The 23359-nt window shown below is 67.2% G+C and carries 20 protein-coding genes and 1 pseudogene; 3 read left to right on the top strand and 18 right to left on the bottom strand.

What is annotated here, in order from left to right:
* Positions 1-161: 161 nt before the first annotated feature.
* The 8 genes and pseudogenes from Q9R08_RS03780 to Q9R08_RS03745 all read right to left on the bottom strand — a co-directional run.
* A complete protein-coding gene (locus tag Q9R08_RS03780) occupies positions 162-1493 on the bottom strand; it encodes an APC family permease (RefSeq protein WP_308866488.1) in 1332 nt (443 codons plus the stop codon).
* 118 nt (positions 1494-1611) lie between these two features.
* Positions 1612-2988 carry an aldehyde dehydrogenase family protein gene (locus Q9R08_RS03775; RefSeq protein ID WP_308866487.1) on the bottom strand — a complete coding sequence of 459 codons (1377 nt, stop codon included), beginning with the start codon at positions 2986-2988 and terminating at the stop codon, positions 1612-1614.
* A 1-nt stretch (position 2989) separates the two neighbouring features.
* Positions 2990-3316, bottom strand: coding sequence for a cupin domain-containing protein (locus Q9R08_RS03770; protein WP_308866486.1), 327 nt, complete (start codon positions 3314-3316; stop codon positions 2990-2992).
* A 67-nt stretch (positions 3317-3383) separates the two neighbouring features.
* The gene (locus Q9R08_RS03765) at positions 3384-4703 is read right to left on the bottom strand and encodes a flavin monoamine oxidase family protein (protein ID WP_308866484.1); all 1320 of its coding nucleotides are present in this window, start codon (positions 4701-4703) and stop codon (positions 3384-3386) included.
* A 23-nt stretch (positions 4704-4726) separates the two neighbouring features.
* The gene (locus Q9R08_RS03760) at positions 4727-6157 is read right to left on the bottom strand and encodes an APC family permease (RefSeq protein WP_308866483.1); all 1431 of its coding nucleotides are present in this window, start codon (positions 6155-6157) and stop codon (positions 4727-4729) included.
* Between the two features lie 37 nt (positions 6158-6194).
* On the bottom strand, positions 6195-7691 hold the full coding sequence (locus tag Q9R08_RS03755; protein ID WP_308866482.1) for an NAD-dependent succinate-semialdehyde dehydrogenase: 1497 nt from the start codon (positions 7689-7691) through the stop codon (positions 6195-6197).
* Positions 7688-8044 carry a cupin domain-containing protein gene (locus tag Q9R08_RS03750; RefSeq protein ID WP_308866481.1) on the bottom strand — a complete coding sequence of 119 codons (357 nt, stop codon included), beginning with the start codon at positions 8042-8044 and terminating at the stop codon, positions 7688-7690. Before Q9R08_RS03750 ends, Q9R08_RS03755 begins: the two co-directional genes overlap by 4 nt.
* Positions 8041-9282 (bottom strand): annotated as a pseudogene (locus Q9R08_RS03745) (flavin monoamine oxidase family protein); the annotation flags it as partial. The pseudogene Q9R08_RS03745 and the gene Q9R08_RS03750, both read right to left, overlap by 4 nt.
* Before the next feature lie 123 nt (positions 9283-9405).
* On the opposite strand from Q9R08_RS03745, the gene Q9R08_RS03740 reads away from it, so the two are divergent.
* Positions 9406-10794, top strand: a complete 1389-nt coding sequence (locus Q9R08_RS03740; protein WP_308866480.1) for a PucR family transcriptional regulator — start codon at positions 9406-9408, stop codon at positions 10792-10794.
* On the opposite strand, the gene Q9R08_RS03735 is transcribed toward Q9R08_RS03740, so the two are convergent.
* The 9 genes from Q9R08_RS03735 to Q9R08_RS03695 form a co-directional block, all read right to left on the bottom strand.
* Positions 10781-11605: an alpha/beta hydrolase fold domain-containing protein gene (locus Q9R08_RS03735; protein WP_308866479.1), complete on the bottom strand. Its 825-nt coding sequence runs from the start codon at positions 11603-11605 to the stop codon at positions 10781-10783. The two genes, Q9R08_RS03740 and Q9R08_RS03735, sit on opposite strands and share 14 nt — an antisense overlap.
* Positions 11602-13017: a GH1 family beta-glucosidase gene (locus tag Q9R08_RS03730; protein ID WP_308866478.1), complete on the bottom strand. Its 1416-nt coding sequence runs from the start codon at positions 13015-13017 to the stop codon at positions 11602-11604. Before Q9R08_RS03730 ends, Q9R08_RS03735 begins: the two co-directional genes overlap by 4 nt.
* Complete coding sequence (locus Q9R08_RS03725) at positions 13014-15374, bottom strand: glycoside hydrolase family 3 C-terminal domain-containing protein (protein WP_308866477.1); 2361 nt, start codon at positions 15372-15374, stop codon at positions 13014-13016. The genes Q9R08_RS03730 and Q9R08_RS03725 overlap by 4 nt, the downstream gene beginning before the upstream one ends.
* 75 nt (positions 15375-15449) lie before the next feature.
* Positions 15450-16808: a family 4 glycosyl hydrolase gene (locus Q9R08_RS03720; protein ID WP_308866476.1), complete on the bottom strand. Its 1359-nt coding sequence runs from the start codon at positions 16806-16808 to the stop codon at positions 15450-15452.
* The gene (locus Q9R08_RS03715; protein ID WP_308866475.1) at positions 16805-17788 is read right to left on the bottom strand and encodes an N-acetylglucosamine kinase; all 984 of its coding nucleotides are present in this window, start codon (positions 17786-17788) and stop codon (positions 16805-16807) included. Before Q9R08_RS03715 ends, Q9R08_RS03720 begins: the two co-directional genes overlap by 4 nt.
* 41 nt (positions 17789-17829) lie before the next feature.
* On the bottom strand, positions 17830-18618 hold the full coding sequence (locus Q9R08_RS03710; protein ID WP_308866474.1) for a 6-phosphogluconolactonase: 789 nt from the start codon (positions 18616-18618) through the stop codon (positions 17830-17832).
* A gap of 49 nt (positions 18619-18667) precedes the next feature.
* Positions 18668-19474 (bottom strand): carbohydrate ABC transporter permease, encoded by an 807-nt coding sequence (locus tag Q9R08_RS03705; protein WP_308866472.1) that lies wholly within the window; start codon positions 19472-19474, stop codon positions 18668-18670.
* A gap of 2 nt (positions 19475-19476) precedes the next feature.
* Complete coding sequence (locus tag Q9R08_RS03700) at positions 19477-20445, bottom strand: carbohydrate ABC transporter permease (protein WP_308866471.1); 969 nt, start codon at positions 20443-20445, stop codon at positions 19477-19479.
* A gap of 1 nt (position 20446) precedes the next feature.
* Entirely contained in the window at positions 20447-21787 is a 1341-nt protein-coding gene (locus tag Q9R08_RS03695) for an ABC transporter substrate-binding protein (RefSeq protein ID WP_308866470.1), read from the bottom strand.
* A 175-nt stretch (positions 21788-21962) separates the two neighbouring features.
* Between Q9R08_RS03695 and Q9R08_RS03690 the strand changes: the two genes are divergently transcribed.
* Positions 21963-22682, top strand: a complete 720-nt coding sequence (locus Q9R08_RS03690; RefSeq protein ID WP_308866469.1) for a GntR family transcriptional regulator — start codon at positions 21963-21965, stop codon at positions 22680-22682.
* Entirely contained in the window at positions 22679-22903 is a 225-nt protein-coding gene (locus Q9R08_RS03685; protein ID WP_308866468.1) for a LacI family DNA-binding transcriptional regulator, read from the top strand. The genes Q9R08_RS03690 and Q9R08_RS03685 overlap by 4 nt, the downstream gene beginning before the upstream one ends.
* On the opposite strand, the gene Q9R08_RS20835 is transcribed toward Q9R08_RS03685, so the two are convergent.
* Positions 22834-23040: a hypothetical protein gene (locus Q9R08_RS20835; protein WP_418001313.1), complete on the bottom strand. Its 207-nt coding sequence runs from the start codon at positions 23038-23040 to the stop codon at positions 22834-22836. The two genes, Q9R08_RS03685 and Q9R08_RS20835, sit on opposite strands and share 70 nt — an antisense overlap.
* Positions 23041-23359 lie beyond the last annotated feature (319 nt).

The following is a 23359-nucleotide window of genomic DNA, read 5'->3' as shown; positions in this document are numbered from 1 at the left end:
GCACGCGCGGTGACCCGGATGAAGCGCAGCGGGTGAGGCTCGTCCAGAACGATGACCCGGAGCTCACCGTGCGTCGAAGCACTCAAGCCTGAGGGACGCGTCGACGATTTCTGCGCCGGTCATCTTGGCGCGCTCCGAGTGAACAGGAGCCCACAGGGCGTTCACCCCGAGCGGTCCAGTTGCCGCCGTCGATAGGCCCGCGCGGGAAAGTACGCGAGGACGGTGAGCGTCACCGTTGTCAGGAAGAGGCTCAACGCGAAGAAGCCGCCGTTGTCGGTGAACTGCGTGGTCATCGTGAACAGGATCACTGCGATCATCGGCGTTCCCACCAGAGCGATTCCCCACCAGCCACCGGGGATCTTCGCCGGCCGCGGAAGGTGGGGTTCCCGGATGCGCAGGGCAATGAGCGCTGCCAGGCTGAGAAGGAGCAAGGCGTTGATCAGAAAGACATCGACTATGACGAGGTCAGCGAACGAGCCCAAGCTGAACAGCGCGTAGAGGATCGAGGAAACGAGGACCGAGACCCAGGGCGTGCCGGACTTCTTCGTCTGACGTGCCAATGCACCGGTGATCCAGCGGTCTCGCGATAATACGAACACCACCCTCGAGCTGCTCAACAGAAGTGACGAGTAGAGGCCCATCGCCGCGACCATCCCCCCAATGGTGACCGCGAGACCCAGCGCGGGTCCGCCGAGTTCCGCAGCGACGTCGCCGAAGGATCCGGTGGTCCAGTCCTCCCAGCCGCCGGCGGCGAGCGCCGCGACGGTCGGGAGCAGGTACGACAGCACGATCACGATCATCGCGATGGCCGTGGCCTTCGGGATGACTCTTCCCGGGTTCTTCACCTCGCCGGCGATCACACCGACGCTGTCGAAGCCGCAATAGCTCCACATGATGATGGAAAGGCCCACCCCGAACGACGCGAACGCGGAGGTCCCTGTGGGAGCGAAGGGGCTCAGCGGATCGATCCCCTCGGTGAGCAGCGTGCTGATCCCGACGACCGACAACACTGCGAGCGGAATCAGAACGATGACCGCGATCCACGCCGCGCTGGCGCCGACGAACCGTGCACTGAAAAGGTTCACGATCCCGAAGGGAATGATGACGAACACCACGCCGGCCAGCCACCCCATCGTCACGCCGATCGGACCGACGCTGAAGAACACCTGCTCGGCGAACGACGGTGGCAGCAGCAGCGCAAGGTAGCTCGAGAACATCACCGGGTACAGCGCCATGTCGACCCAGCTGTTCACCCAACGCAGCGCTCCCGCTTGGAAGGCACAGAATGAGTTGAGGCCGCGACGTGCCCATTCGTACGTCCCCCCTTCCGCGGGGAGCGCGGTCGCGAGCTCGGTCGTGATCGCCGCGATGGGGATACCGTAAATGATCGGGGTGACCAGGATCAGGAGGACCGCCAGCCCTGGGCCGGCGGCCGGTACGAGTTCTTCAAGGCCGTAGGCTCCGCCCGAGACGCTGAAGAAGATCAGGCCCACGAGAGACCACAGCGGGATCTGGCGTTTGAGCGGATGGACGGCTCGGATGCCTTCGGTCGGACTGTCGGTGACGGGGATGGCAGGTGTGGCGCTCACGGTGGTTCCTCCGCTCGGCGGGCTAAGCCGTGTAGATGAGGCGCTTGTTGACGAACTCGTCGATGCCGAGGGGGCCGAGCTCACGCCCGTAACCGGAACTCTTCACCCCGCCGAACGGGAGTTCGGCTCCCTCTGCGACGGCCGCGTTGATGGCGATCATTCCGGTATCCAGTCGTGCACCGAGCGCCGCAGCGCGCTCAGTGTCGGTGCTGAACACGGCTGCCCCCAACCCATACCGGGTGTCATTGGCGATCCGCAGGGCATCTTCGTCATCGTCTGCGCTGTAGATGACCGCCACGGGGCCGAACAGTTCCTCCCGGTAGGCGCGCATCTCCGGGGTCACGTCGGTCAGCACTGCCGGTGAGAAGTAGGCGCCGGGCCCGGTCTGGAGCACGCCGCCCGCGCGAAGGGTGGCGCCTTTGGAGATCGCATCCTCGAGCTGAGCGAACAGGTGTTCCGCAGCAGCGCGGGACGACATCGGAGGGAATTGTCCGTCGATGAGGTCCAACGGATCCCCGGGTTCGAGACCGGACGCCATCGCTGTCAACTCCTTCACGAACTCGGTGTAGTGCGCAGCGGCGACGATGATGCGCTTGTTGGAGTTGCACGCCTGGCCGAGGTTCTCCATGCGCATGCTCCACGCTGTGTGGGCGGCATCCGCGACGGAGTCGGTGTCGAGGATGACGTGCGCGTCCGATCCGCCCAACTCCAGGACGATCTTCTTGAGGTTGGCGCCCGCCGCGGCAGCCACTGCGGCACCAGCCCGCTCGGATCCCGTCAGTGACACGCCTTGCACGCGTGCGTCCTGGATGATCGTGTGGACTTGTTCGTGCGTCGCGAGGACGGTGCGGTAGGCGCCATGGTCGACGCCTGCGTCTCTCAGCAGGTCGTCGAACGCGAGCGCGGATCGGGGGCAGGATTCGGCGGGTTTCAGCAGGATGGTGTTGCCGAGCGCAAGGTTGGGGGCGACGAACCTGGCGGCCTGATAGTAGGGGTAGTTCCATGGCATGATGCCCAGCAGCACGCCCAGCGGGCGACGTTCGATGCGCGCCTGACCGCTGCTGGACGGGATGTGCTGCGGTGCCGTGAGGCTTTCGGCGTGGTCTGCGTAATAGTCGAAGATGTCGGCGCAGAACTCGACCTCGCCGCAACCCTCCGAGAGCGGCTTGCCCATCTCCGTTGCGGCGATGGCCGCGAGGTCGAGTGCCCGCTCCCGCAGAAGCGCTGCGGCGCGGCGGAGTGGCCGGAGCCGAGCGACGACCGGGAGATCACGGCCCCTGACAAAGGCGGCGTGTGCGCGCTGGATGAGGGTCGCGATATCGACGTCCGGGACGGCCGGGAACTCGTCGGCGACATCGCCGGTTGCGGGGTTCACTACGCGATACGAGGTGGCGCTCATCTCACGCGTCCTCGCTCGCGTAGTAGACGAAGTGCTTCACGAGGTGTTCGTTGACGCGGTACTCGCCGGACCAGCCCGGCTCGATCGTGAAAGCGTCGCCGGCGCCGAACGTGTGCACGTCGCCATCCGCGTCGGTGAGCGTGACGCGCCCCTGGAGTACGAGTGTGTACTCATAGCCTTGATGCGATGGGACGTATTCGGCGTACGGTTCTGCCGACCACACTCCGACCGTGTACCGCTCGTCGGCGCTGACCAGGTGCGACAGCTCCTTCTCGCGCGGGTTTCCGCTGCGCAGGGCCTCTCCCGCCACATACGAACTGGGGGTCATTCTCGGACGTGCGGCTGACGCTGTCGGAACAGCATGGATCTTGCTCATGGATGTGCTTCCTCAAATGTCAGGACGACTGAAGAATCGTCGCCGCAGTGTTTCGGCCGGTCCGAACGGCGCCTTCCATGTATCCGCACACCCACTGGTCGGACCCGCACACGTAGAAGGGCGGCTCATGGGTGCCGTGGAGCGGTCCGACGGCCATCACGTCTCCTGTGCGCCATCCCGTCGCGTAGCCCTGTGTCCAGGGATCGGTTGCCCAGTTGCGCAGATAGAAGCGAGAGTGTTGCGCAGCCGGGGGCCCGAGGACCGTGACGAGTTCCTCGGTGAGCTCGGCCTCCCGGCGATGCGCCGGTGTGGCGAAGTACTCGCCGAGGCTCGAGGGCGGAATGAGCCCCGACAGAACACCGTCGCTCTGCGTCCACGTCCCGCCGAGGATCGTCCGTTCCATGTAGCTGGTGCCGTTGCGGCCCTCGTTCTCCCAGAACGACTCCTCGTACATCGCGGCGACTTTGACAGTGAGCGCGTTCCTCTGCCGATGCAGGGAGGCCAGGCGCTCGTCGCTGACACCAACGATGCGGACATCGCGAAGCGGACCGACGGGCAGCGCCGACACGATCGCCGCTGCACCGATGACCTCACCAGTGGTGAGGCGCACGGTGTTCGTCGTGCCTTGGATGCGTATCTCGGCGACGGGGCTGCTGTAGCGGATGCGGTCGCCCAGCTGATCGGCCATCCGCAGGGCCACCGTCGCGGAACCTTCGAGCACGCGCTCGTTCTCCCAGGCTTCGTAGTTGTAGAAGCCGTCCGCTCCCGCCGCGGACTCCTTGCGGAGGTACGCCAGCAGGGATGAGCGCTCGATCGAGTCATCGGCGAGGGCTTTGGCAGACAGATCGAGCGCGCGGACAACCGCCGGTGATCCTCCCTGGTCACGGATCCACGCGCCGACCGACAGCGAGTCCAGGCGCTCGGCGTCGGGGTGCGCCCAGGGGTCTTCGGGGTCCACGGTTGCCGTGAGCGCCGAGAACTGCTTCTCGACGGTGTCGTAGATCCTCCGGTCGGCGCTGTTCATCCACGGCAGGTCGTCGCCGAGGTACGTGCCGTCGGTGAGACTCCACGTGGTTTCCCCGCTGCTCGCGACGAAGGTCGGGCAGAGCGTCAAGCCGAGCTCCGTCACCAGCTGCTTGTACGCGGTGTGGAAGCTGCCAATGATCTCACCGCCGAGCTGGACGAGCCGCCCGTCGGGCGTACGCGTCTGCTCGACCCGGCCGCCCGGGCGCGCGCGGGCCTCGATGACGAGCACATCGGTCCCTGCTGCGGCGAGGTCTCGGGCCGCGCTCAGTCCGGCAAGCCCGGCTCCGATCACGATGACGTCGTGGTTCTCCATGTTCGTTCTCCTTCGGGAAGGGGTCAGCTGCGCGGAGCCGCAGCCAGTGAGTCGGGTGCTTCGGGAGCCGGTGTCTGGTGCCGACGCTGATACCACCGCGCGGGGAAGTACGCGATCACGCTCACCCCGAGCGTGGCAGCGAGGATGACAAAGGCGACGAGACCGTAGTCGAGCCACTGGAGGTACATGAGGAAGAGGATGCTGGCGATGAGCGGCACTCCAACCAGGGCGATCCCCCACCAACCCCAGGGCAGCCGGGTGGGCCGGGCAAGATTCGGCTGCTTGATGCGAAGTGCGATGAGCGCCACCAGGTTCATCAGAAGCAGGATGTTGATGAGGAACACGTCGAGCACGACGAGATCCACGAAGCTCCCCAGCGCGAACAGTGCGTAGATCACCGAGCACACGATGATCGAGACGACGGGCGAGCCGGTCTTGCGCGACTGGCGCGCCAGCACGGGCGTGAGCCAGCGGTCACGTGAGAGCACGAACGGGGTGCGGGCGCTGCTCATCAGCAGCGAAGAGTAGAGCCCGATGCTGCAGAACAGGGCGCCGATCGTGACGAAGACGGCCAGCCAGGGGCCGCCGAGCACCGCTGCCACAGTGGAGAACGATCCCGCGTACCACTCCTCCCAGCCAGGAACCGCGAGGGCACCGATCAGGGGCAGCGCGTACGTCGCGATGATGACAATCATCGAGACGACCATCGCTTTGGGAATGGTCTTTCCGGGGTCCTTGATCTCGCCCGCGATAAGACCGACGCGGTCGAAGCCGCAGTAGCACCACATCACGACCGACAAGCCGACAGCGATGGCGGCACCCGGCGATTCGCCGTCGGCCATGAACGGCACGAATGGATTCGTGCCGTCCAGGATCAACCGCCAGATGCCCAGACCCGCGATGATCAGCAGGGGAAGCAAAGCGAAGACGCTGAACAGCAGCGCACTGTCGCCGACGCTCTTCGCACCTCGGATGTTCAAGAGCGCCATCGGGATGATGACGAGGACCACGCCTGCGAGCCAGTGCAGATCCAGCTGAAACGGCCCGAAGGAGAAGAACACGACCTCCCCCTCACCGACGACCGGAAGCAGTGTCGAGAAGTAGCTCGCGAACAGGACGGGGTAGATCGCCATATCGACCCAGCTGTTGATCCACCGCAAGATCCCTGCCTGGAATGCCCAGAAGCCGCCTAGGGATCGCTTCATCCATTCGTACGTGCCGCCTTCAGCGGGGATGGCCGTGGAAAGCTCGGTAGTGATCGCTGCGATGGGAATGCCGTAGATCACGGGAACGAGCATGAGCAGGAGCAGCGCGAGGCCGGGTCCGGATGCGCTGACGAGCGCCTCGAGGGAGTATGCGCCGCCGGAGACGCTGAAAAAGATGATGCCGACGAGCGGCAGAAACGCGACTTGCCTGACCACCTTGGTCGTGGTCGTGGTTTCGAACATGGACATGTTGTGACCTCGTTGTCGGGGTGTGGGGCGCCGTGGGCTAGCAGCTCAGAAGGGGTTCGGGGGTGAGCGTGTACTTCGTCTGGAGGTATTCGTGGATGCCCTCGGCGCCGCCCTCGCGGCCCAGGCCCGACATCTTCCAGCCGCCGAACGGCGCCGCCGCGTTGGAGACGACGCCCATGTTGAGCCCCATCATGCCGGTCTCGAGGCGCTCGATCATGCGCTGGCCGCGGGCGAGGCTCTCGGTGAACACGTACGAGACGAGCCCGTACTCGGTGTCGTTGGCGAGGCGCACGGCGTCGTCCTCGGTGTCGAACGGGATGATCGCGAGCACCGGTCCGAAGATCTCCTCACGAAGGATCTCAGAGCCCGGCTGCACGTCGGTGACGACGGTGGGCTCGTAGAACGTGCCCGGTCCGTCGACGGCGTTGCCGCCGGTGCGCACCTGCGCGCCGCGCGCGACGGCGTCCTGCACGAGCTGCGCCGCCTTCGCGACGGCACGGTCGTCGATGAGCGGACCGATGTTCACGCCCTCCTCGGTGCCGCGGCCGATGGTGAAGCCGTTCACCCGCTCGGTGACCCGCCGGGCGAACTCGTCGGCGACCGAGCGGTGCACGATGAACCGGTTCGCGGCGGTGCAGGCCTGGCCGATGTTGCGGAACTTGGCCGCGATCGCGCCGTCGACCGCCTTGTCGAGGTCGGCGTCGTCGAACACCACGAACGGCGCGTTGCCGCCGAGCTCCATCGAGGTGCGCAGCACCCCCTGCGCGGCCTGCTCCAGCAGCCGCTGCCCGACCTGCGTCGACCCGGTGAACGACAGCTTCCGCAGCCGCGGGTCGCGGATGATCGGCTCCGACACCGCGCCCGACGTCGAGGTCGTGAACACGTTGACGACACCGGCCGGCACGCCCGCGTCCTCCAGCAGCTGCGCGAACGCGAGCGTGGTCAGCGGCGTCAGCTCGGCGGGCTTGATCACCACGGTGCAGCCGGCGGCCAGCGCCGGAGCGATCTTGCGGGTCGCCATCGCGAGCGGGAAGTTCCACGGCGTGATCAGGAAGCACGGACCCACCGGGTGCTGCGAAACGATCATCCGGCCGGTGCCCTCGGGGTTCGCGCCGTAGCGGCCCTGCACGCGGGCGGTCTCCTCGCTGAACCACCGCAGGAACTCGCCGCCGTACGCGACCTCGCCGCGCGCCTCGGCCAGTGGCTTGCCCATCTCGATCGTCATCAGCAGCGCGAAGTCCTCCTTGCGCTCCTGCAGCAGATCGAACGCCCGACGAAGGATCTCCGCCCGCTCACGCGCCGGCGTCGCCGCCCACGCCGGGAACGCGTCGACCGCCGCGTCGAGAGCGGCCCTGCCGTCCTCCGGCGACGCGTTCGCGATCTCCTTGACGACCTGCCCGTTGGACGGGTCGTAGACCTTCAGCGTCTTGCCGCCGGATGCCGCACGCCACTGCCCGCCGATGAACAGCCCATCGGGCACGGACGCCAGCAGCTCGGACTCACGGGTTTCGGTGATCGTCGTGGCGATGCTCATGCGTTGATCACCGTGTAGACCTTGGTGATCGTTGCGTGGACGACCCAGCGGCCCTTCCATCCCGGCTGCATGAGTACCGTGACGCCGGGCCCGAGGTCCAGAACGGCACCACCGTCGTCGATGAGCCGGCCGGCGCCGGCGAGAACATGGATGTACTCGGTGTACCCCGTGTGGTCGGTGAGGAACTCGCCCGGGGTGACGCGCCACAGTCCTACCTGGTGTGCAGATGTGGCCTCGATGGCGAACGTGGAGGCGGTCGGGGAGCCGGCGATGACGCGTTCGGCGGCGATGGCGACATCGTCGGGCCAGTCGATCGCGGAGGCCTCGAATCGGGTGGCGGAGAAGCCGGTCACGCGGCCACTTTGCTTTCGGCCGCGATGAGTGCTGCCGCAGCGCTGTGGCCACTGCGCAAGGCCCCCTCCATGAGGCCGGTGAACTCGGCGTCAATGTACTCCCCCGCGAAGTAGAGCCGGCCGTGCGCAGAAGCGAGGGCCTCCGCATCCGCGACGCTGAACCCCGGTGCGTGCGCGGTGTAGGCCCCGCGCGCGAGCGGATCGAACGGCCAATTGGTGAGAACGGCGCGTGCCGGTCCGATGGCCAGATCGGCGCGAAGGTCGCGAACTTCGCCCTCCCATTCACGTGCACCGCGATCTATGCCGAGACGGAGGAGATGGCCGATTTCGCCGCCGAAACAGTTCAGCACCGGGGCGACTGTGCCCCCGGGCCCGTTCGCGGTCCAGGTCCAGAATCGCCCGGACACGCTCATCAGCGCGCTCGTCTGCGGGACCTCATCGAGGGCGAGGTGGAGTTTCGCCGCGTTGCCCTGCACGACGCGTGACATCGCCTCGCGCTTCCACCCAGGAATGTCGATGCGCAGGGATGTCGGATCGATCAATATGCCGAAGGGAAGAGCGACGACGGCGTAGTCGAAGTACTCGTCTTCGCCGCCGGCCGTGACCACGACCTTGTCGCCGTGCTGCAGTGCAGCCTCGACCTTGGAATTCAGACGGATGGCGTCCCCGAGGACGGACGCCATCGCGTCGGGAAGATGCTGATTGCCGCCCCCGATACGCCAGCTCGGCTGCGGGTCGAAGGAGGCGACGTGATCGAGAGTGCCCTCGGCTGTCACCTGATCGACAAGCACCGCGGTGGACATCTCGATCCTGGACTCGAGCGCCTCGCGAGTGTCACCCTCGACGTCGATCACATCGAGAACGTCAGCGACCGACCGCGGGCCGCTGCCGGCCGCGACCGCCCGGGCGGCGCGCTGTCCGAGGGTCGCCATGGCATGCGTGCTGACATCCGGGCGGTCGGCCGGGGTGCGTACGTAGTAGCTCATCCCGGTATCCACGAGTTCTAGACCATGCTCGCGGCAGTATTCGCGGAGCGTCGCGTACCCGCCGAGCACGAACTCGGCGCCCCGTTCGATGACGTGGAGCTCACCTGCCGCGCTGAACGTCTCGGACCACACGCGGCCGCCCACACGATCTCGCGCCTCGAACACCGTGACGTCGTGGCCTGCGCGGACGAGCTCAGTCGCAGCGGCGAGGCCTGCGAGGCCTGCGCCGAGAACTGCGGTGCGGGTCATGTCATCTCTCCTTCGACGTTCTTCCGGCCGGCTTCGGCCTGCGACAACAAAGCTACGGAGACGGCACTGTCGCCCAAACTGCGCAAACTGCTACAGTCTGCTCATTCTCCATACGAAAGGTGAGATGTGCGGCAACCCTTCACAATCGCCGATCTGGTCAGTGATCCCACGCTCGACACAAGCCTGGTGAGCGGAGGTGACGGACTCGACCGAACCGTGCTGTGGGCCCACTCGTGCGAGATGGCGCACCCCGATAAGTGGCTCGGACCTCATGAACTGCTCATGACCATCGGCTTGTGCATTCCCCACGGAGCGCAGCAGCAGCGAGACCTCATCGCCAGGCTCGACGACGCCGGGCTTGCCGGCATCGCCGTCGGCGACGATGGCCTGGCTCCACGCCTCACAAAGGCCCTGCTTGCCGAGGCCGACTCCCGGGGTTTCCCCGTCCTCATGACGGGGCCAAACACGCCGTTCGCCGCGATCGGCCGGACCGTCGCTGCCGCCAATGCCGAACGACAGACGATGAGCGTGCTGGGCCTCGCCAAGCTCTACCAAGTCGCAGGCCAACGCGATCAAGGTCATCACCGCACGATTGCTGACCTCAGCGACGTTCTCGGCGTCCGTCTCACCGTCGTCGACGACGCCACGGGGTGCGTCCTTCTTGGACGCGGAGCGCTCGCCCCGACCGCGGCGCGTGCGTATCCCCTACGCACCCACCGTCCGACGCGCCTCATGATCGATGCCGCGACTCCGCTCGACAGCCTGACGTTGGTCCACCTCACGCAGATCCTCACCGTGCATGCCAATGCGGTCGCGCAGGATGCGCAGGCGCGCATGGGCGATGGAGCCGGCGTGCTCGAGCAAGCACTCGCCGGGCGTCTGAATGTCCGTGGCGAACTCCTGCGGCTATGGGGTGAGGAGACGGCCGCGTACCGCGCCGTTGTCACCACCTCCGACACGCCGCTGCGGCTGCAGACCGCACTCGCCGTCGCCGAACTACCGACGACCGCCATCGAGAACGACGGCAAGATCGTCATCGTCAGTCCTACTCACCGCCTGGAGGAGCTCCGCGCGCTGGTGCAGGAGATCTGCCCGGAGTCCGGCGTTTCCGCCGCGCATCGTGATCTGGGCGACGTCTCCGCAGCCGTGGCCGAAGCCACGGCGGAGCACGCCGCAGTGCGCGGCCGTGGAGAGCACTGGCGCGAGTTCCAGGGCGAACAGGTGTCACTGGTTGCCCGCTCGCGGTCAGAGGCCGCACAGATCATCGACACCGTGCTCGGGCCGCTGGCCCGCGAGGAACAGCGATACGTCCTGCTGCGGGAGACGCTTTTCGCGTTCCTTGACAACGACCTGCACTGGAGTCTTACCGCGCAGACGCTCGGCATGCATCGCCAGGGCCTCGTGTACCGACTCAATAGGGTCGAAGCGCTCACCGGGCGAAGCGTGCGCAGAACTCAGGACGTCTCGGAGCTGTGGCTGGCCAGAACCGCGTGGCGCCAGCTCAGAGAGCTCTGACACCCTCATCGACTTGTCTCATCCACCGTGCCATCTCGAGGGCCCCGTCGCGAAAGTGCGGGCTTGCGGGCTCATTGAGGAAGCCGTGCGCGGAGCCCGTCACCACCCTCTCAGTCGTGGGCACCACGGCGTCGCGGAGCTGCTCGGCCCAGCGCTTGCCAGAGGATCGGAGGATGTCGCGGTCGGCATCCATGATGAGGGTCTGCGGCAACCCAGCCGGGCTCCCTTGTCCAGGGAAGACGTGCGGGTCGGCTAGCAGCTCCTCGGTGCCGGCGTAGTTGAGGGCCATTCGGGTCACCCACCGGGTCGCCTGCGCGTCGGTCATCTCCCGCAGACGCAGGCCCTCAGCATCCGTGTGAATCGGCAGCACGGGGTGGAAGACGCCGTAGACGAGCACGAGGCCCACGGGCAGCGAGCGGCGCTCGTCACGCAGCGTGACCGCGGCGCTCGCGGCAAGGCATGCCCCCGCGCTCGCCCCGCCGAGGAAGGCCGCGCCGCCGGCGGAGAGGTCGGCGAACGCCTCCAGGACGTCGTGTTGCGCGGCTGGGTAGCGGCCGCCGGCCGGATCCGGCGGGAGCGGGCCGTCGTCAGCGAAGTCCGGGGCCAGACGGTACTCGAGGGTCCTCACGTGTCGGCAGGAGCGCGCAAGCTGACGGGCCACAGCATCGGATTCGGGCATGTCGATGCTGCCGCCCGCGAAGGCGCCACCGTGCACCCAGAGAAGCGGCCGGCCCGCCGTGTGTTCCGGGACGTAGTCGCGCACCGCGGTTCCCGTTCCCGGGAGCCGGCTGTCGCGGACCGTGAAGCTCATGGTCGCGCCGGCTTCCCCTCGTCGCCCGCGGCCTCGCGGTGCGCGGCGAGCACCTCACGGTAGACCGCGCCGGATTGTTTCACGGTGCGCAGCTGGGTGGCGTAGTCGACGCCGACAATGCCGAACCGTTTCGTGTAGCCCTCGGCCCACTCGAAGTTGTCCATGAGAGACCATGCGAAGTAGCCGCGCAGTGGCAGCCCGGCGTCGGTGCTCTGCGTCGCAGCATCCAGGTGGCCCAGCAGATAGGCGACGCGCTCGCGGTCGACGATCGACCCGTCGGCGGCGGGCTCGTCATCCCAGGCGGACCCGTTCTCGGTGATGTAGATCGCCTCCGGAGCGTAGCGCGCGTGCGTCTGGGCCACGATGTCGGCGATCCCCTGCGGGTACACCTCCCAGCCCATCGCCGTGTACGTGCCGTCCGGGCGGGTCTCCTGCGCCCGCGTGACCGCGACGGACTCGTCGGCGCGGACGACGGCGCGGGCGTAGTAGTTGATGCCGACGAAATCGATCGGCTCCGCGATGGCCTCGAGGTCTCCGGAGTGGATGGGGATCGGCTCCGCGAACAGTTCCCCCGTCAGCGGGTGGTACTCGCCGCGGGTGATGGGGTGCAGGAACAGCCAGTTGCGGTAGAGGTCGTTGCGCTCGGCCGCCGCAACGTCGTCGGCCTCGGGCGTCGCGGGCTCCGTCGGGCTCATGCTCAGCGCGATGCCCACGTGGCTGTCGACCGGAAGGGCCGTACGCAGCGCCTGCACGCCGAGGCCGTGGGCGAGGAGCGAGTGGTGCATGGCGCGGACAGCGGGGGCCTCGGACCTCTCGCCGGGTGCGTGGACACCGAGCAGGTGGCCGAGGAACACGTACACCCAGGGCTCGTTGAGGGTAGTCCAGTGCCGCACCCGGTCGCCGAGCCGGTCGGTGACGTGCGTCGCGTACTCTACGAACCGGTAGGCGGTGGACCGGGCGGCCCACCCTCCCGCGTCCTGCTGCCACTGCGGCAGATCCCAGTGGTACAACGTCACGAAGGGGTCGATGCCGCTCGCCAGCAACTCGTCCACGAGCCGGTCGTAGAAGTCGAGCCCGCCGCGGTTCGGCACTCCGTCGGATCCGGGCACGATGCGCGGCCACGCGACCGAGAAGCGATACGCCCCGATCCCCAGGTCGCGCATGAGCGAGATGTCATCGCGCCACCGGCGGAAGTGGTCGTCGGCATCGTCGAGCGTGTCGCCGCCGGCGACGGTCCCGGGAATCCGCGCAAAGGTGTCCCAGATGCTCGGGGTACGGCCTTCCGCCGAGACCGATCCCTCGATCTGCGGCGCCGCGGTCGCCGCGCCCCACACGAAGCCCTCGGGGAATCGCCGGCCGAGACCGCGCGCGCGAGTGCGCAGCTCGGCGGGCAGAGGTGGGATGCCGGTCATCCGGCGTGTCCCTGCACGAACCGCGAGGTGTGGGACCTTTGCAGGTCGGCATCCCGGATCAGCGCCGGGATCGTCGGATCGTCGGGCAGCTCGATGGTCTCGGACACGCGGATGTCGCGCGAGGATGCGCCGACCTCGATGCGGAACTCGCCGCCCTCGCGACGCCACAGGCCCAGGCGCCCGTCGCCGCGCTCGGCCGCGGCGTCCCAGTAGGCGAAGTCGCGGCTCTCCAGCTCGAACTCGACCCGTGCGGACTGGCCCGCCTCGAGATACACCTTCTCGAACCCCCGCAGCTCTCGGACGGGTCGGTACACCTCGGCGTCCGGGTCGCCGACGTACAGCTGCACGATCTCGGCACCCGCCACCGGCCCATCGTTGGCGATCGTCACCCATACACGGACGCGTCCGGCCGCGGCATCCGTGATCTCCACCGACAGGTCGGAGTACGCGAACGACGTGTACGACAGGCCGTGCCCGAACGGGTGCCGCACGGCGCGGCTCAGCGCGTCGTACCAGCGGTAGCCGATGAACACGCCCTCGCCGTAGAGCACCGTGCCGCGCTCCCCCAGCCAGTTGGGCTGACCGGGAGTGTCCTCGACGGCGATCGGAAAGGTCTCGGAGGTCTTGCCGGAAGGGTTCACACGGCCGAATAGCACATCCGCGATGGCGCCGCCGAGCGCCTGGCCGGTGAGCCACGACTCGACGACGGCATCGACACGGTCGTGCCACGGGTCCATCGTCACGGCGCTGCCGTTGGAGAGCACCACGACGAGGGTCGCGCCCGTGCGCTCGCGCAGGTCGGCCAGGCGTGAGATGAGGGCGACCTGGTCACCCGGGAGGGCGAGGGTGGCGCGATCGTTGGCCTCCTGCTCGAACGCGAGCGGCAGGCCGGCGAACACGACGATGGTCTCTGCCTCCTCGGCAGCAGACACGGCCTCGTCGATCAGGCGCTCCGCCGTCGGTGAGAGCGGGCCGTTCACCGCATGCTGCACCGCTTCGGCCAGCTGCAGCTCACGAGCGAGAGTCGCGGACCGCCGGGCGACGGTCGGGCGCTCCTCGACAAAGGAGACCTCGTGCGCCGCGAGGGTGGCGATGTTGTCGTCCTGGTAGGCGTTCTTCGGCAGGTAGACATATCCGGGCGCGTAGACCACGCGCTCCCCCGCGATCGCGCGGATCGCCTCGAGCGGGGCCTCGACCCGGGTCGGATCGACACCGGAGGAACCGCCGCCCTGGATGCGGGCGTGCTCGGCGAACGCACCGACGATCGCGATGGTGCCGGCGCCCGTCTCGGACAGGGGCAGTGCGACGTCGCCCCGCGGTGCCATCTCGTTGCGCATCAGCGTGATGCAGGCCGCCGCCGCCTCGCGGGCCAGCTCGTGGTGCTCGTCGGCGCGCAGCAGTTCGAGCTGCGCCGTGGTCAGTCGGTCGCCCGCACGGTGTCCGAGCGACATCACCGGTCCGTCCACGAGCCCGTCGCCCGGGTAGGCGCGAGCGACCAGTCGCAGCACTCGGCGGGCGGCGTCGTCGACGACCTGCTCGTCGAGCTCACCGGCGCGCACGGCGGCCACGATCTCGGCATCCGTTCGCCCTTCGGTCCCGGGCATCTCGAGATCGAGCCCCGCCCGTAGGGCAGCGACGCGATCGTGCACGGCGTTCCAGTCCGAGACCACGGCACCCCGGAATCCCCACTCGTCACGGAGGACCTCGGTCAGGAGCCACCGGTTCTCGGACGCGTGCACGCCACGCAGCCGGTTGTACGAGCACATGACCGTCCACGGGTCGGCCTTTCGGACTACCCGCTCGAACGCCGAGAGGTAAGTCTCGCGCAGCGTCCGCTCGTCGGCGACGACGGATATCCTCGTGCGTTCGATCTCCTGGTTGTTGGCGGCGAAGTGCTTGAGCGACGTGCCGACACCGGTGGACTGCACGCCCTGCACGTACGCGGCGCCCAGCTCGCCCGACTGCATCGGGTCCTCCGAGAAATACTCGAAGTTGCGGCCGCACAGCGGGGAGCGCTTCATGTTGACACCCGGCCCGAGCACGACCTGCACGCCCTCCGCGCGCGCCTCCTCGCCGATGGCGGCGCCCACCCGCCGCATGAGGTCGCGATCCCACGACGCACCCATCGCCGAGGCGGTCGGGAAGCCGGTCGCGGGTACCCACACCATGTCGACGCCGGTCTCCTTGCGCAGGCCGTGCGGGCCGTCGCCGACCTCGATCGGCGGCACCGCCCGGGAGAGCCCCGGGCGATCGATGGGCTGGGTGAACCAGTCGTCGAGCCCCGACAGCAGCGAGGCCTTCTCTTCGAGCGTGAGCTCGGCAAGAACTGTGTCGACGTCGAACGGCGGGAGGGTCATTGATCTGCTTTCTGGACGAGCGAACGTGAGGGAGTCGGATGCTGCGGCCCCGCCCTGGCGGGGCCGCAACAGGTGTCAGTGCAACGGCGGGAGGGCGTCCTTCTGCCGCTCGAGGAACTCGTCGAGCATCGCCACCGCGCGGTTGTGGTTGTCGACGACGGGGTCGAGGAGGATCGCCTGCAGGAGCTTCTGCTTCGACTCCTCGACGTACGCTTCGACGAGCAGCTTGTGGATCGAGCCCTGCAGTCGCACCATCGCGAAGATGCCCTCTGGCAGCGGCTCCATCTGCAGCGGCACCAGCTCGCCGTCCACGACCTTCGCCGGCACCTCGACGACCATCTCATCGGGAAGCCCCGGGATCGCGCCGCGGTTCGGGACGTTCACGGCGGGAAGGTCGCGCTCGACCCCGCAGCCGATCCACTCGATGATGGGGATGGCCAGCTCCTCGGACGACTCGAGGGGACGCTCGTCGAGCGATGCCTCGAGCGACATCAACGTCTCGTCCGTACGAGGGGAGTGGAACCCGCGCTCCGTGTCGACCAGCCCGATGTGGTAGTGCCACTCCGGCGACTGCGCGCCCCCGGCCCAAGGCGAGCCGTCGGCGGGGTCATGGAAGTACTGCAGCTGCGCCGGGACGTAGTCGTCAGCCCACGAGAGGTACTCGCCGATGTGGTTGGCGCTCGGCGACGGCCACAGCCCGAAGCGGCGGAGCAGGATGCGTGACAGCCCGATCTCGTGCCAGTCCGAGACCCAATTCGCCTCGCGCTCGATCTCACGCAACCGCGGGTAGAGGTCTTCACCGGTGCGGCGATCGCGGATGGTCTGGAACCACTGGAAGTGGTTGATCCCTGCGGCAGACAGCTCGAGGTTCTCAAGAGGGATGTCAAGCAGCTGGGAGATCTGCCCGGCGCCCGCGAAGTAGCCGTGGCAGAGGCCCACGACCTTGACGTTCGTCAGGCGCGAGATCGCCTCGCAGACCTTGTGCTCCGGGTTGGAGAAGTTCAGGAAGTACGCCTCGGGCGCGTTCTTCTCGATCGAACGTGCGATCTCCAGCAGGGGCCCGAACTGACGCAGTGCGTGGAAGAGCCCGCCGGGGCCGCCGTTCTCGCCGTACACCTGCTTGAAGCCGTACGTGCGGGGGATCGTGAAGTCCTGCGACCAGTAGTGATACCGGTTGACCTCGATCGCGGCGACGATGAAGTCGGCGCCGCGGACCGCGTCATCCAGGTCCGTCGTCGACGAGAGGATGGCCCGGTGGCCGAGGCGCTCGATGACACCGCAGGCGTACGATTCCATCTCGGCGAGCGGCTCCGCCGCGATGTCCATCAGCACGATCTCGAGACCCTTGTCGGCGATCGGCTGACTCAGGAGCAGGTCGCGGACGATGGTCCCGGCGAACTGCCGGCTGCCTGCTCCGATCAAGGTGACTTTCATGAGGTCGAACTCTCCGTTCTCAAGGGGTTGATAGTTGCCTGGTCGGCCAGGCGCCGTGCGAGGGCGATGGCGCCCGTGACAGGGGCGCGATCGAGGATGTGGAGGTGCAGGCCGGGACGCGTCCGCGCCAGCGCTGTCCTTAGCGCCCGCTGAAGAAGGGGCTGCTTTTCGATCACCGAGCCACCGGCGACCACGGAGTCGGCGTTCACGCCGCGGCGCAGCAGTTTGTCGATCAGTCCGCCGATGCGTTCGCCCGCGTTCGCTACTACGAGTTGCGCGATGGCGGAGCCTTCATCGGCCGCGGTGAAGACTTCGGCGGCATGCTGACCCCACCCTTCGGCGGAGGCGACCTGAGTTGCGGTGAGCGCGAGTTCGGCTCCATCGACGGCGGAGAAGCATGCCAGCAGTCGCTCCCCCAGCGCGTCCGCGCGATCTCCGCGGTCCAAGTGCGAAAGCACTGCCCGAGTCGCCTCACGGACGAGGGCGGGTGCACTGCCTTCGTCGCCGAGTAGCCATCCCCAGCCGCCCGCGGTGAGCAGCTCGCCGCCCGGGGTGCGTGAGGTCGCGATCGATCCCGTGCCCACGACCACGCCGATGGCGCTGGTGACGTCCATGGCGGGCGCCATGAGTTCGGAGTCGTTCACCACGAGCACGGGAACGCTGAAGTGACGCCGCAGTTCGCGCTCGAGCTCGCGGCATTGCTCGGTGTTGTCGCAGCCATGCGCCCCGACCGCGATCGGTGTGCGGAGTGCTGCTTCGCCGAGCTGGTCCAGGAGCAGCCGCCGAAGTCCGACCCCGTCCGCTCGGAAGTCCCCGAGGCTCGTGCGCCACGATGACGACGGGACGACGATGTCGCGGCTCGGCCGATCTGATCTACCGTCGGCGGGTGCCGCCCGGAGATGAGTCTTGGTGCCGCCGATGTCGACGCCGATGACGTGATCCGCGATGCTCGCGTCACTGTCGAGAACCGGCAGTGTCATGTCGGTGTCCTTCGGGTGTGGGAATCGGGTCTGGGCGGAATTCAGACGGGGACGGCGGCGGCAGCGCGATCGACCAGGAGCAGCGGGTTGCGGCACTCCGTGACGATCGTTGCGGGCCAGTCGTCCTCGTACGCCTCGGCGCTGGTGATACGAGCGAACGCCTCGCGTTTGTGCTCGCCGGACAGGATCATCACTACCTCCGCGGACAGCCAGGCGATGGTGTCGACGCCGACGGTGACGCCGGTGCCGGGCACCATGTCGAGGTGGGTGAACTCGGGGAAGGTGGCCATGTTGTCGCGGCGGGTGGCCTCGCCCAGGGTCACGATGTGCGTCTTCGCGTCGCGCGGGGTCCCCGGCTGGTTGAAGGCGACGTGGCCGTCGCTGTCCCCGGAAGCGAGCAGGAACAGGTCGATGCCGCCCGCAGCTGAGATACGTGCGTCGTAGTCCTCCGGCGCCGCCGGGTCCGCCGTCCACACCTGTGACGGTGCGGCGGTGTCCGAACTCTCGCTCGCAGCGGCGATCGGCGCGAGGATGTCTCGCAGCGCGAAGCCGAGGCACGAGTACGACGAGTCGGGGTCCACCACCCGGTAGCGGCCTGTCTCATCGGGCACGACGTAGTCGTCCATCATCACGATGACGAGGTTCGAGAGGTCACGTCCACGCGCTGCTTCCCGTGCCAGCGCGTCGTACACCGGCACCGCGGTGCGGCCGCTGGGGCAGCCGAGGAGGAACGGCTTGTCTCCCTTCGCGGACATGCGGTCCAGGATGATCTCGGCCACCACCTCTCCGATGGCTTCGCGGTCGGGAAGGATCTGCGGGGTCAGTCGCACGTTGAATCTGCCTTACTTTGATGAGGGTTCGTGATGGCGTCCGGACGCGTCATTCCTTGACGGCGCCGGCGAGCATGCCCGATATGAACTTGCGTTGGAAGAGCACGTAGAGGATGAGCACGGGCGCCGCGACGATCAGACCACCGGCAGCCATGAGGTTCACCTCGGTGACGTGTCGCCCTTGGAACACGCCGAGCGCCACGGTCGCGGTCTGGTTGTCACCGTGCAGGAACACCAGGGAGAGGAAGTAGTCGTTCCACGTCCACATGAAGCTCAACAGGATGAAGGTGTAGACGGCGGGCAGGAGGTTAGGAACGGCGATGGACCACAGCATCCGGAACGGTCCCGCCCCGTCCATCTCCGCCGATTCGAAGATTCCTCGGGGCAGCGTGCGGAACGCTGCGCGCATCCAGAAGATCCCGAAGGGCACCCCCATTCCCACGTGGATCACGATGATGCCGAAGAGGTTGTCGGTGAGTCCAAGGGCCCGGAACTGGTAGTACAGCGGCACGATGATCGCCTCGAGCGAGATCATCATTCCCAGCAGGACGAGGGGGAAGAACACCTTGTCGCCGACGACTCCCAGCACGCCGAACGCGTATCCGCCGAGAAGGGCGAGAACAACTCCGAGGACGGCGACGGCCACCGTGATGGTGAGCGACACCAGCATCGACCGCGAGAACTCGGCGTTGTTCCAGGCGGTGACGAAGTTGTCCCACTGGATCTCTCCGGTCGGACGCCCGGCACGGTCGGGGCTCAGTGCCGCGGTGACGAAGGTGGCGACGGGCCAGAGCACGACGACCGCCATCACCGTCAGGATGACGTAGTTCCAGGTCTTCTCCGCGCGCGAGGACATGTTCACTCCTTCTCCGAGACGCGGGTGATCACGACCGCGATGATCATGCACAGGACGGCCATCACAACGCCGATGGCGGCGGCCTGTCCGACATTGGGATTGACGAACGCGGCCTTATAGAGGGCGACGGCGGGGGTGAGTGTGGAGGTGCCCGGTCCGCCACGCGTCGTGATCCAGATGAGGTCGAATGCGCGCAGCGCGCCCGTGATCGTGAGAGTGAGAGCGATGGCGAGCTGTCCGCGCAAGCCCGGAAGCGTCACGGCGAAGAACTCTCGAACAGGGCCTGCCCCGTCCATGCGAGCCGCCTCATACAACTCTGGCGCGATTGACGATGCACCGGCGATGAACAGCACCATGCAGAATCCGAAGGCTCCCCAGGTTCCGATCAGGCCGATCGCCGGGAGCGCCCAGGTGAAGTCACCCAGCCAGTTCTGCGCGAGTGCGCCGAGGCCGACTGCCCGCAGCGCCTCATTGATCGGCCCTTCGGGCGCGTACATACGCTTGAAGACCAGCGCGATCACCACGCTCGTGAGCACCTGCGGCAGGAAGAAGATCCAACGGTAGACACCCATGCCGGGGCGCTTCGATGTCGTGACCAGCGCGGCGGAGATGAGGCCGAGCGTGATGGGAAGCAGCGCAAAGAAGACGATGAGAACCAGCACGTTCCCGAGCGTCGAGCGGAGGACCGGGTCGGTGAAGAAATTGACGTAGTTGTCGAACCCGACCCAGATCGCTTCGGTGACCCCGTTCCACTTGTAGAACGAGTACTGCACCGACTGCACCATCGGCCACAGCACCACCAGCCCGTACAGCAGCAGGCCGGGTGCGGCGAAGAGAAGCCCCGCCACCCGCATCCGTCGGCGGGCCAGTGAGGTGCGCCGCCGCCTGCGGGGAACCAGCAGCATCCGGGTGGCGGGGCCGCCGTCAGCCGTCTCCGGCACGACGGCGGCCCCTGCGTGGGCGACGCTCATCTCAGGAACCCTGCTCCGCGAGGAATGTGTCGCGGTCGGCGTCCACGGCCTTCGTGAACTCCTCGGGAGTCGTCTTTCCTGCGAGCAGCAACTGGGTGTTCTGGGTGAGGATGTCGAGCATCGTCGGGCTGGCCCAGTCGAAGTACGGCACGTAGCCGTCATCGGAGTCGAGCGTCGCGGTCGCGGTGGCCTCACCGGTCTGACTGAGCACGTCGGGGATCTCGACCTCATTGAGCATCGGAACGAGTCCGAGGTCGACCGCTGCCTGGCTGGCGTCCTGCGACATCAGGAAGTCGAGGAACGCGGCGGCGACATCGGGGTTCTCGGACTTCGACGAGATGATCATGGCCCCGGCCGACGCTCCGACGCCCACGGTCGTGTCGGCGTCCGCCTGCGGCAGCTGGATGTATCCGAAGTCGTTCAGGCGATCTCCGGTCAGACCCAGCGAACCGGTGTAGTCCCAGCGGAAGGCCGCATCACCGTCGATGAAGTTCGCCAGCGAGGTCTGGTAGTCGATGCCCTCGAAGTTCGGCGTCAGCCAGCCGGCCTCGTTCCATTCCTCGAGCGTCGTGGCCGCCTCGGTGAGGCCCGTATCCGCGGCCGTGACGTCGGTGGAACCGTAGACGAAGTCGTTGATGTCGCTCTCGGACCCGTACAGCGTCTGCAGCCCCAGCAAGGCAGCCGTGTTGCCGTCCAGCCCGCTGTAGCTGAAAGGCACCTGGCCCGCCGCCTTGACCTTCTTCGCAGCGGCCTCCACCTCTTCGAGCGTGGTCGGCACCTCGATGCCGAGCTCCTTGAGCTTGTCTGCGTTGTAGTAGATGCCGATGAGGGAAGCCGAAGCGATCGGTGACGCGAACCACGAGCCCTCGCCGATCGTGTCGAAGTCTTCGGTGAACTGGTTCTGACGCGCGATCGTCGTCGGAACCAGGTCATCCCACCCGTACAGCTCGGCGTACGGGTCGAGGTTGACCACCAAGCCACCCTCTGCGAGCGTGCCGAGCGACGACCAGCCGTTGTTGGCGGAGGCGATATCGGGACCGCCGTTGTCCTGAAGCTGCAGATTGAGCGTGCTGGTCAGCTGGCCCCAGTCTTCCTGTGTGCGCTCGATCGTGACGTTCGGATACTTCTCCTCGAACTGTTCGATCATCTGGACGATCCAGTCGCCCTGGAAGAAGTCCGACAGCTTCAACGTCACGTCGCCTGCAGCGGCGACATCGTCGGATACCTCGGTCGGTGCGGTGTTGCCGGCACTGCTGCCGCCCGGCGCGCAGGCCGCCATGGCGAGCACCGCGATCGAGCCGATCGCCGCGGTCGCCGCAGCTCGGGCCTTCTTCGAGATCATGTTCACTCCGTCGTGGTCGTGAGAACCAGAAACTGCTCGGGCCGGTGAAAGCTGGCCGGAGAAGGGGCGGCGGGCACCGCCACGGGAAAGCTAGCACCCCTAGACCAGTTATGCCAGTTATGAACCAAATATTAACTTTGGTTAAACCAGTTACTCTTTGTGGTACCGTGTGGTCGTGACCCTTCCGGCAGCTGCAACCCAGGCCTACGACCAGCTCGTGCAAGAGCTGGACGTGGGCTTGTACGCCCCTGGAACTCGACTGCCGGGAGAACGGGAACTGGCTGCACGCCTCGGCATCAGTCGGGTCACATTGCGCACCGCCCTAGGGGCCCTGGAAGCCGCAGGCCGTCTCACGCGCTCTGCACAGCGCGGATGGTTCGTGCCCGCAAATGTCGTGGGTGAACCGCCCAGCACCTTGCAGTCGTTCACGGAGATGGCCCGAGCCCGCGGACTACACCCGACTGCGAAGGTTCTTCGCCAAGAGGTTCGGGGCGCCACCTTCGATGAGGCCGAGAAGCTGCGCATGGCGCCCACGTCGCCGGTCATCCAGGTCGACCGCGTACGTGGAATGGACGGCCGTCCGGTGTGCTTCGACATCGTGGTCGTCGCAGCGGAGCGCGCACCCCAACTTTCCGCCGCCGAACTGAATGACGCGTCCCTCTACGACACGCTGCGCGAACTGTGCGGCGTCACGATCCATCGCAGCGCATACAGCGTGATGGCGGCCACTGCCGACGGCAGCCTTGCGCGGCTTCTCGACACCGTCGTGGGAGCGGCTGTCCTCATCGGCGAAGAGGTCGCCTACACGATCGACGGCGTGCCGATCCTGCTGGGGACGAACAGCTACCGCGGCGACGCGTACCGATTCCAAGCCGATCTGTTTCGGAGGTCATGATGGAAGGCACATCGCACGAGCGCGCCACTCTCGCAGACGTCGCTCTGTTTGCTGGCGTGTCACGTTCGACGGCCTCGCGGGTGCTGACAGGCTCCCCAAATGTCAGCGCGACCGCGTGCGATGCGGTGCAGAAGGCGGTGGAAGCGCTCGGCTATGTGCCCGACATCGCTGCTCGGTCGCTCGCAATGCGTCGCGATCCCGGTCGCTCGAAGACACCATAGAGCGCTGCCGCAGCTCTGGACGGCCAGGCGCGGTTGACAGGGTTCGCTACTCGAGACTTGAAGGTGTGCGGCCTCAGGCCCTCGACCCCGCCGGCGGTGTATCGGTTCCGCCACGCGGTGATGGTCTGACGCGTGATACCGAACTACTAAGGGCCAGCCACGACCGCTGCGCCGTCCCGAACCGCGGTCACAGCCCGCAGCCGGATCTCGAGCGTTACCTGAGAAGCAAAGGTCAGCATCAGACTCCGCGAAATGTCATGTCTCGCGGGGCACCACTCGACGCTCCAAGACGAACGCGACGCGTCAAACATGTCCCGACGACATGACGTAAACATGTCGTGAGCCCCTTACCGTCGGCGCTGCTCGACTCACTGAAACCTGAACCCGCACCACCCGTTGCGTGGGCGTACCCATCCGACGGCCGCACCTCTTTCCGACAGCGGCGACTACTACTCG

The sequence above is a fragment of the Microbacterium psychrotolerans genome (genome assembly GCF_031085295.1).
Lineage (GTDB): Bacteria > Actinomycetota > Actinomycetes > Actinomycetales > Microbacteriaceae > Microbacterium > Microbacterium psychrotolerans.
The sequence above is the reverse complement of the archived record's forward strand: the minus strand, read 5'-3'. Positions and strand labels throughout refer to the sequence as shown.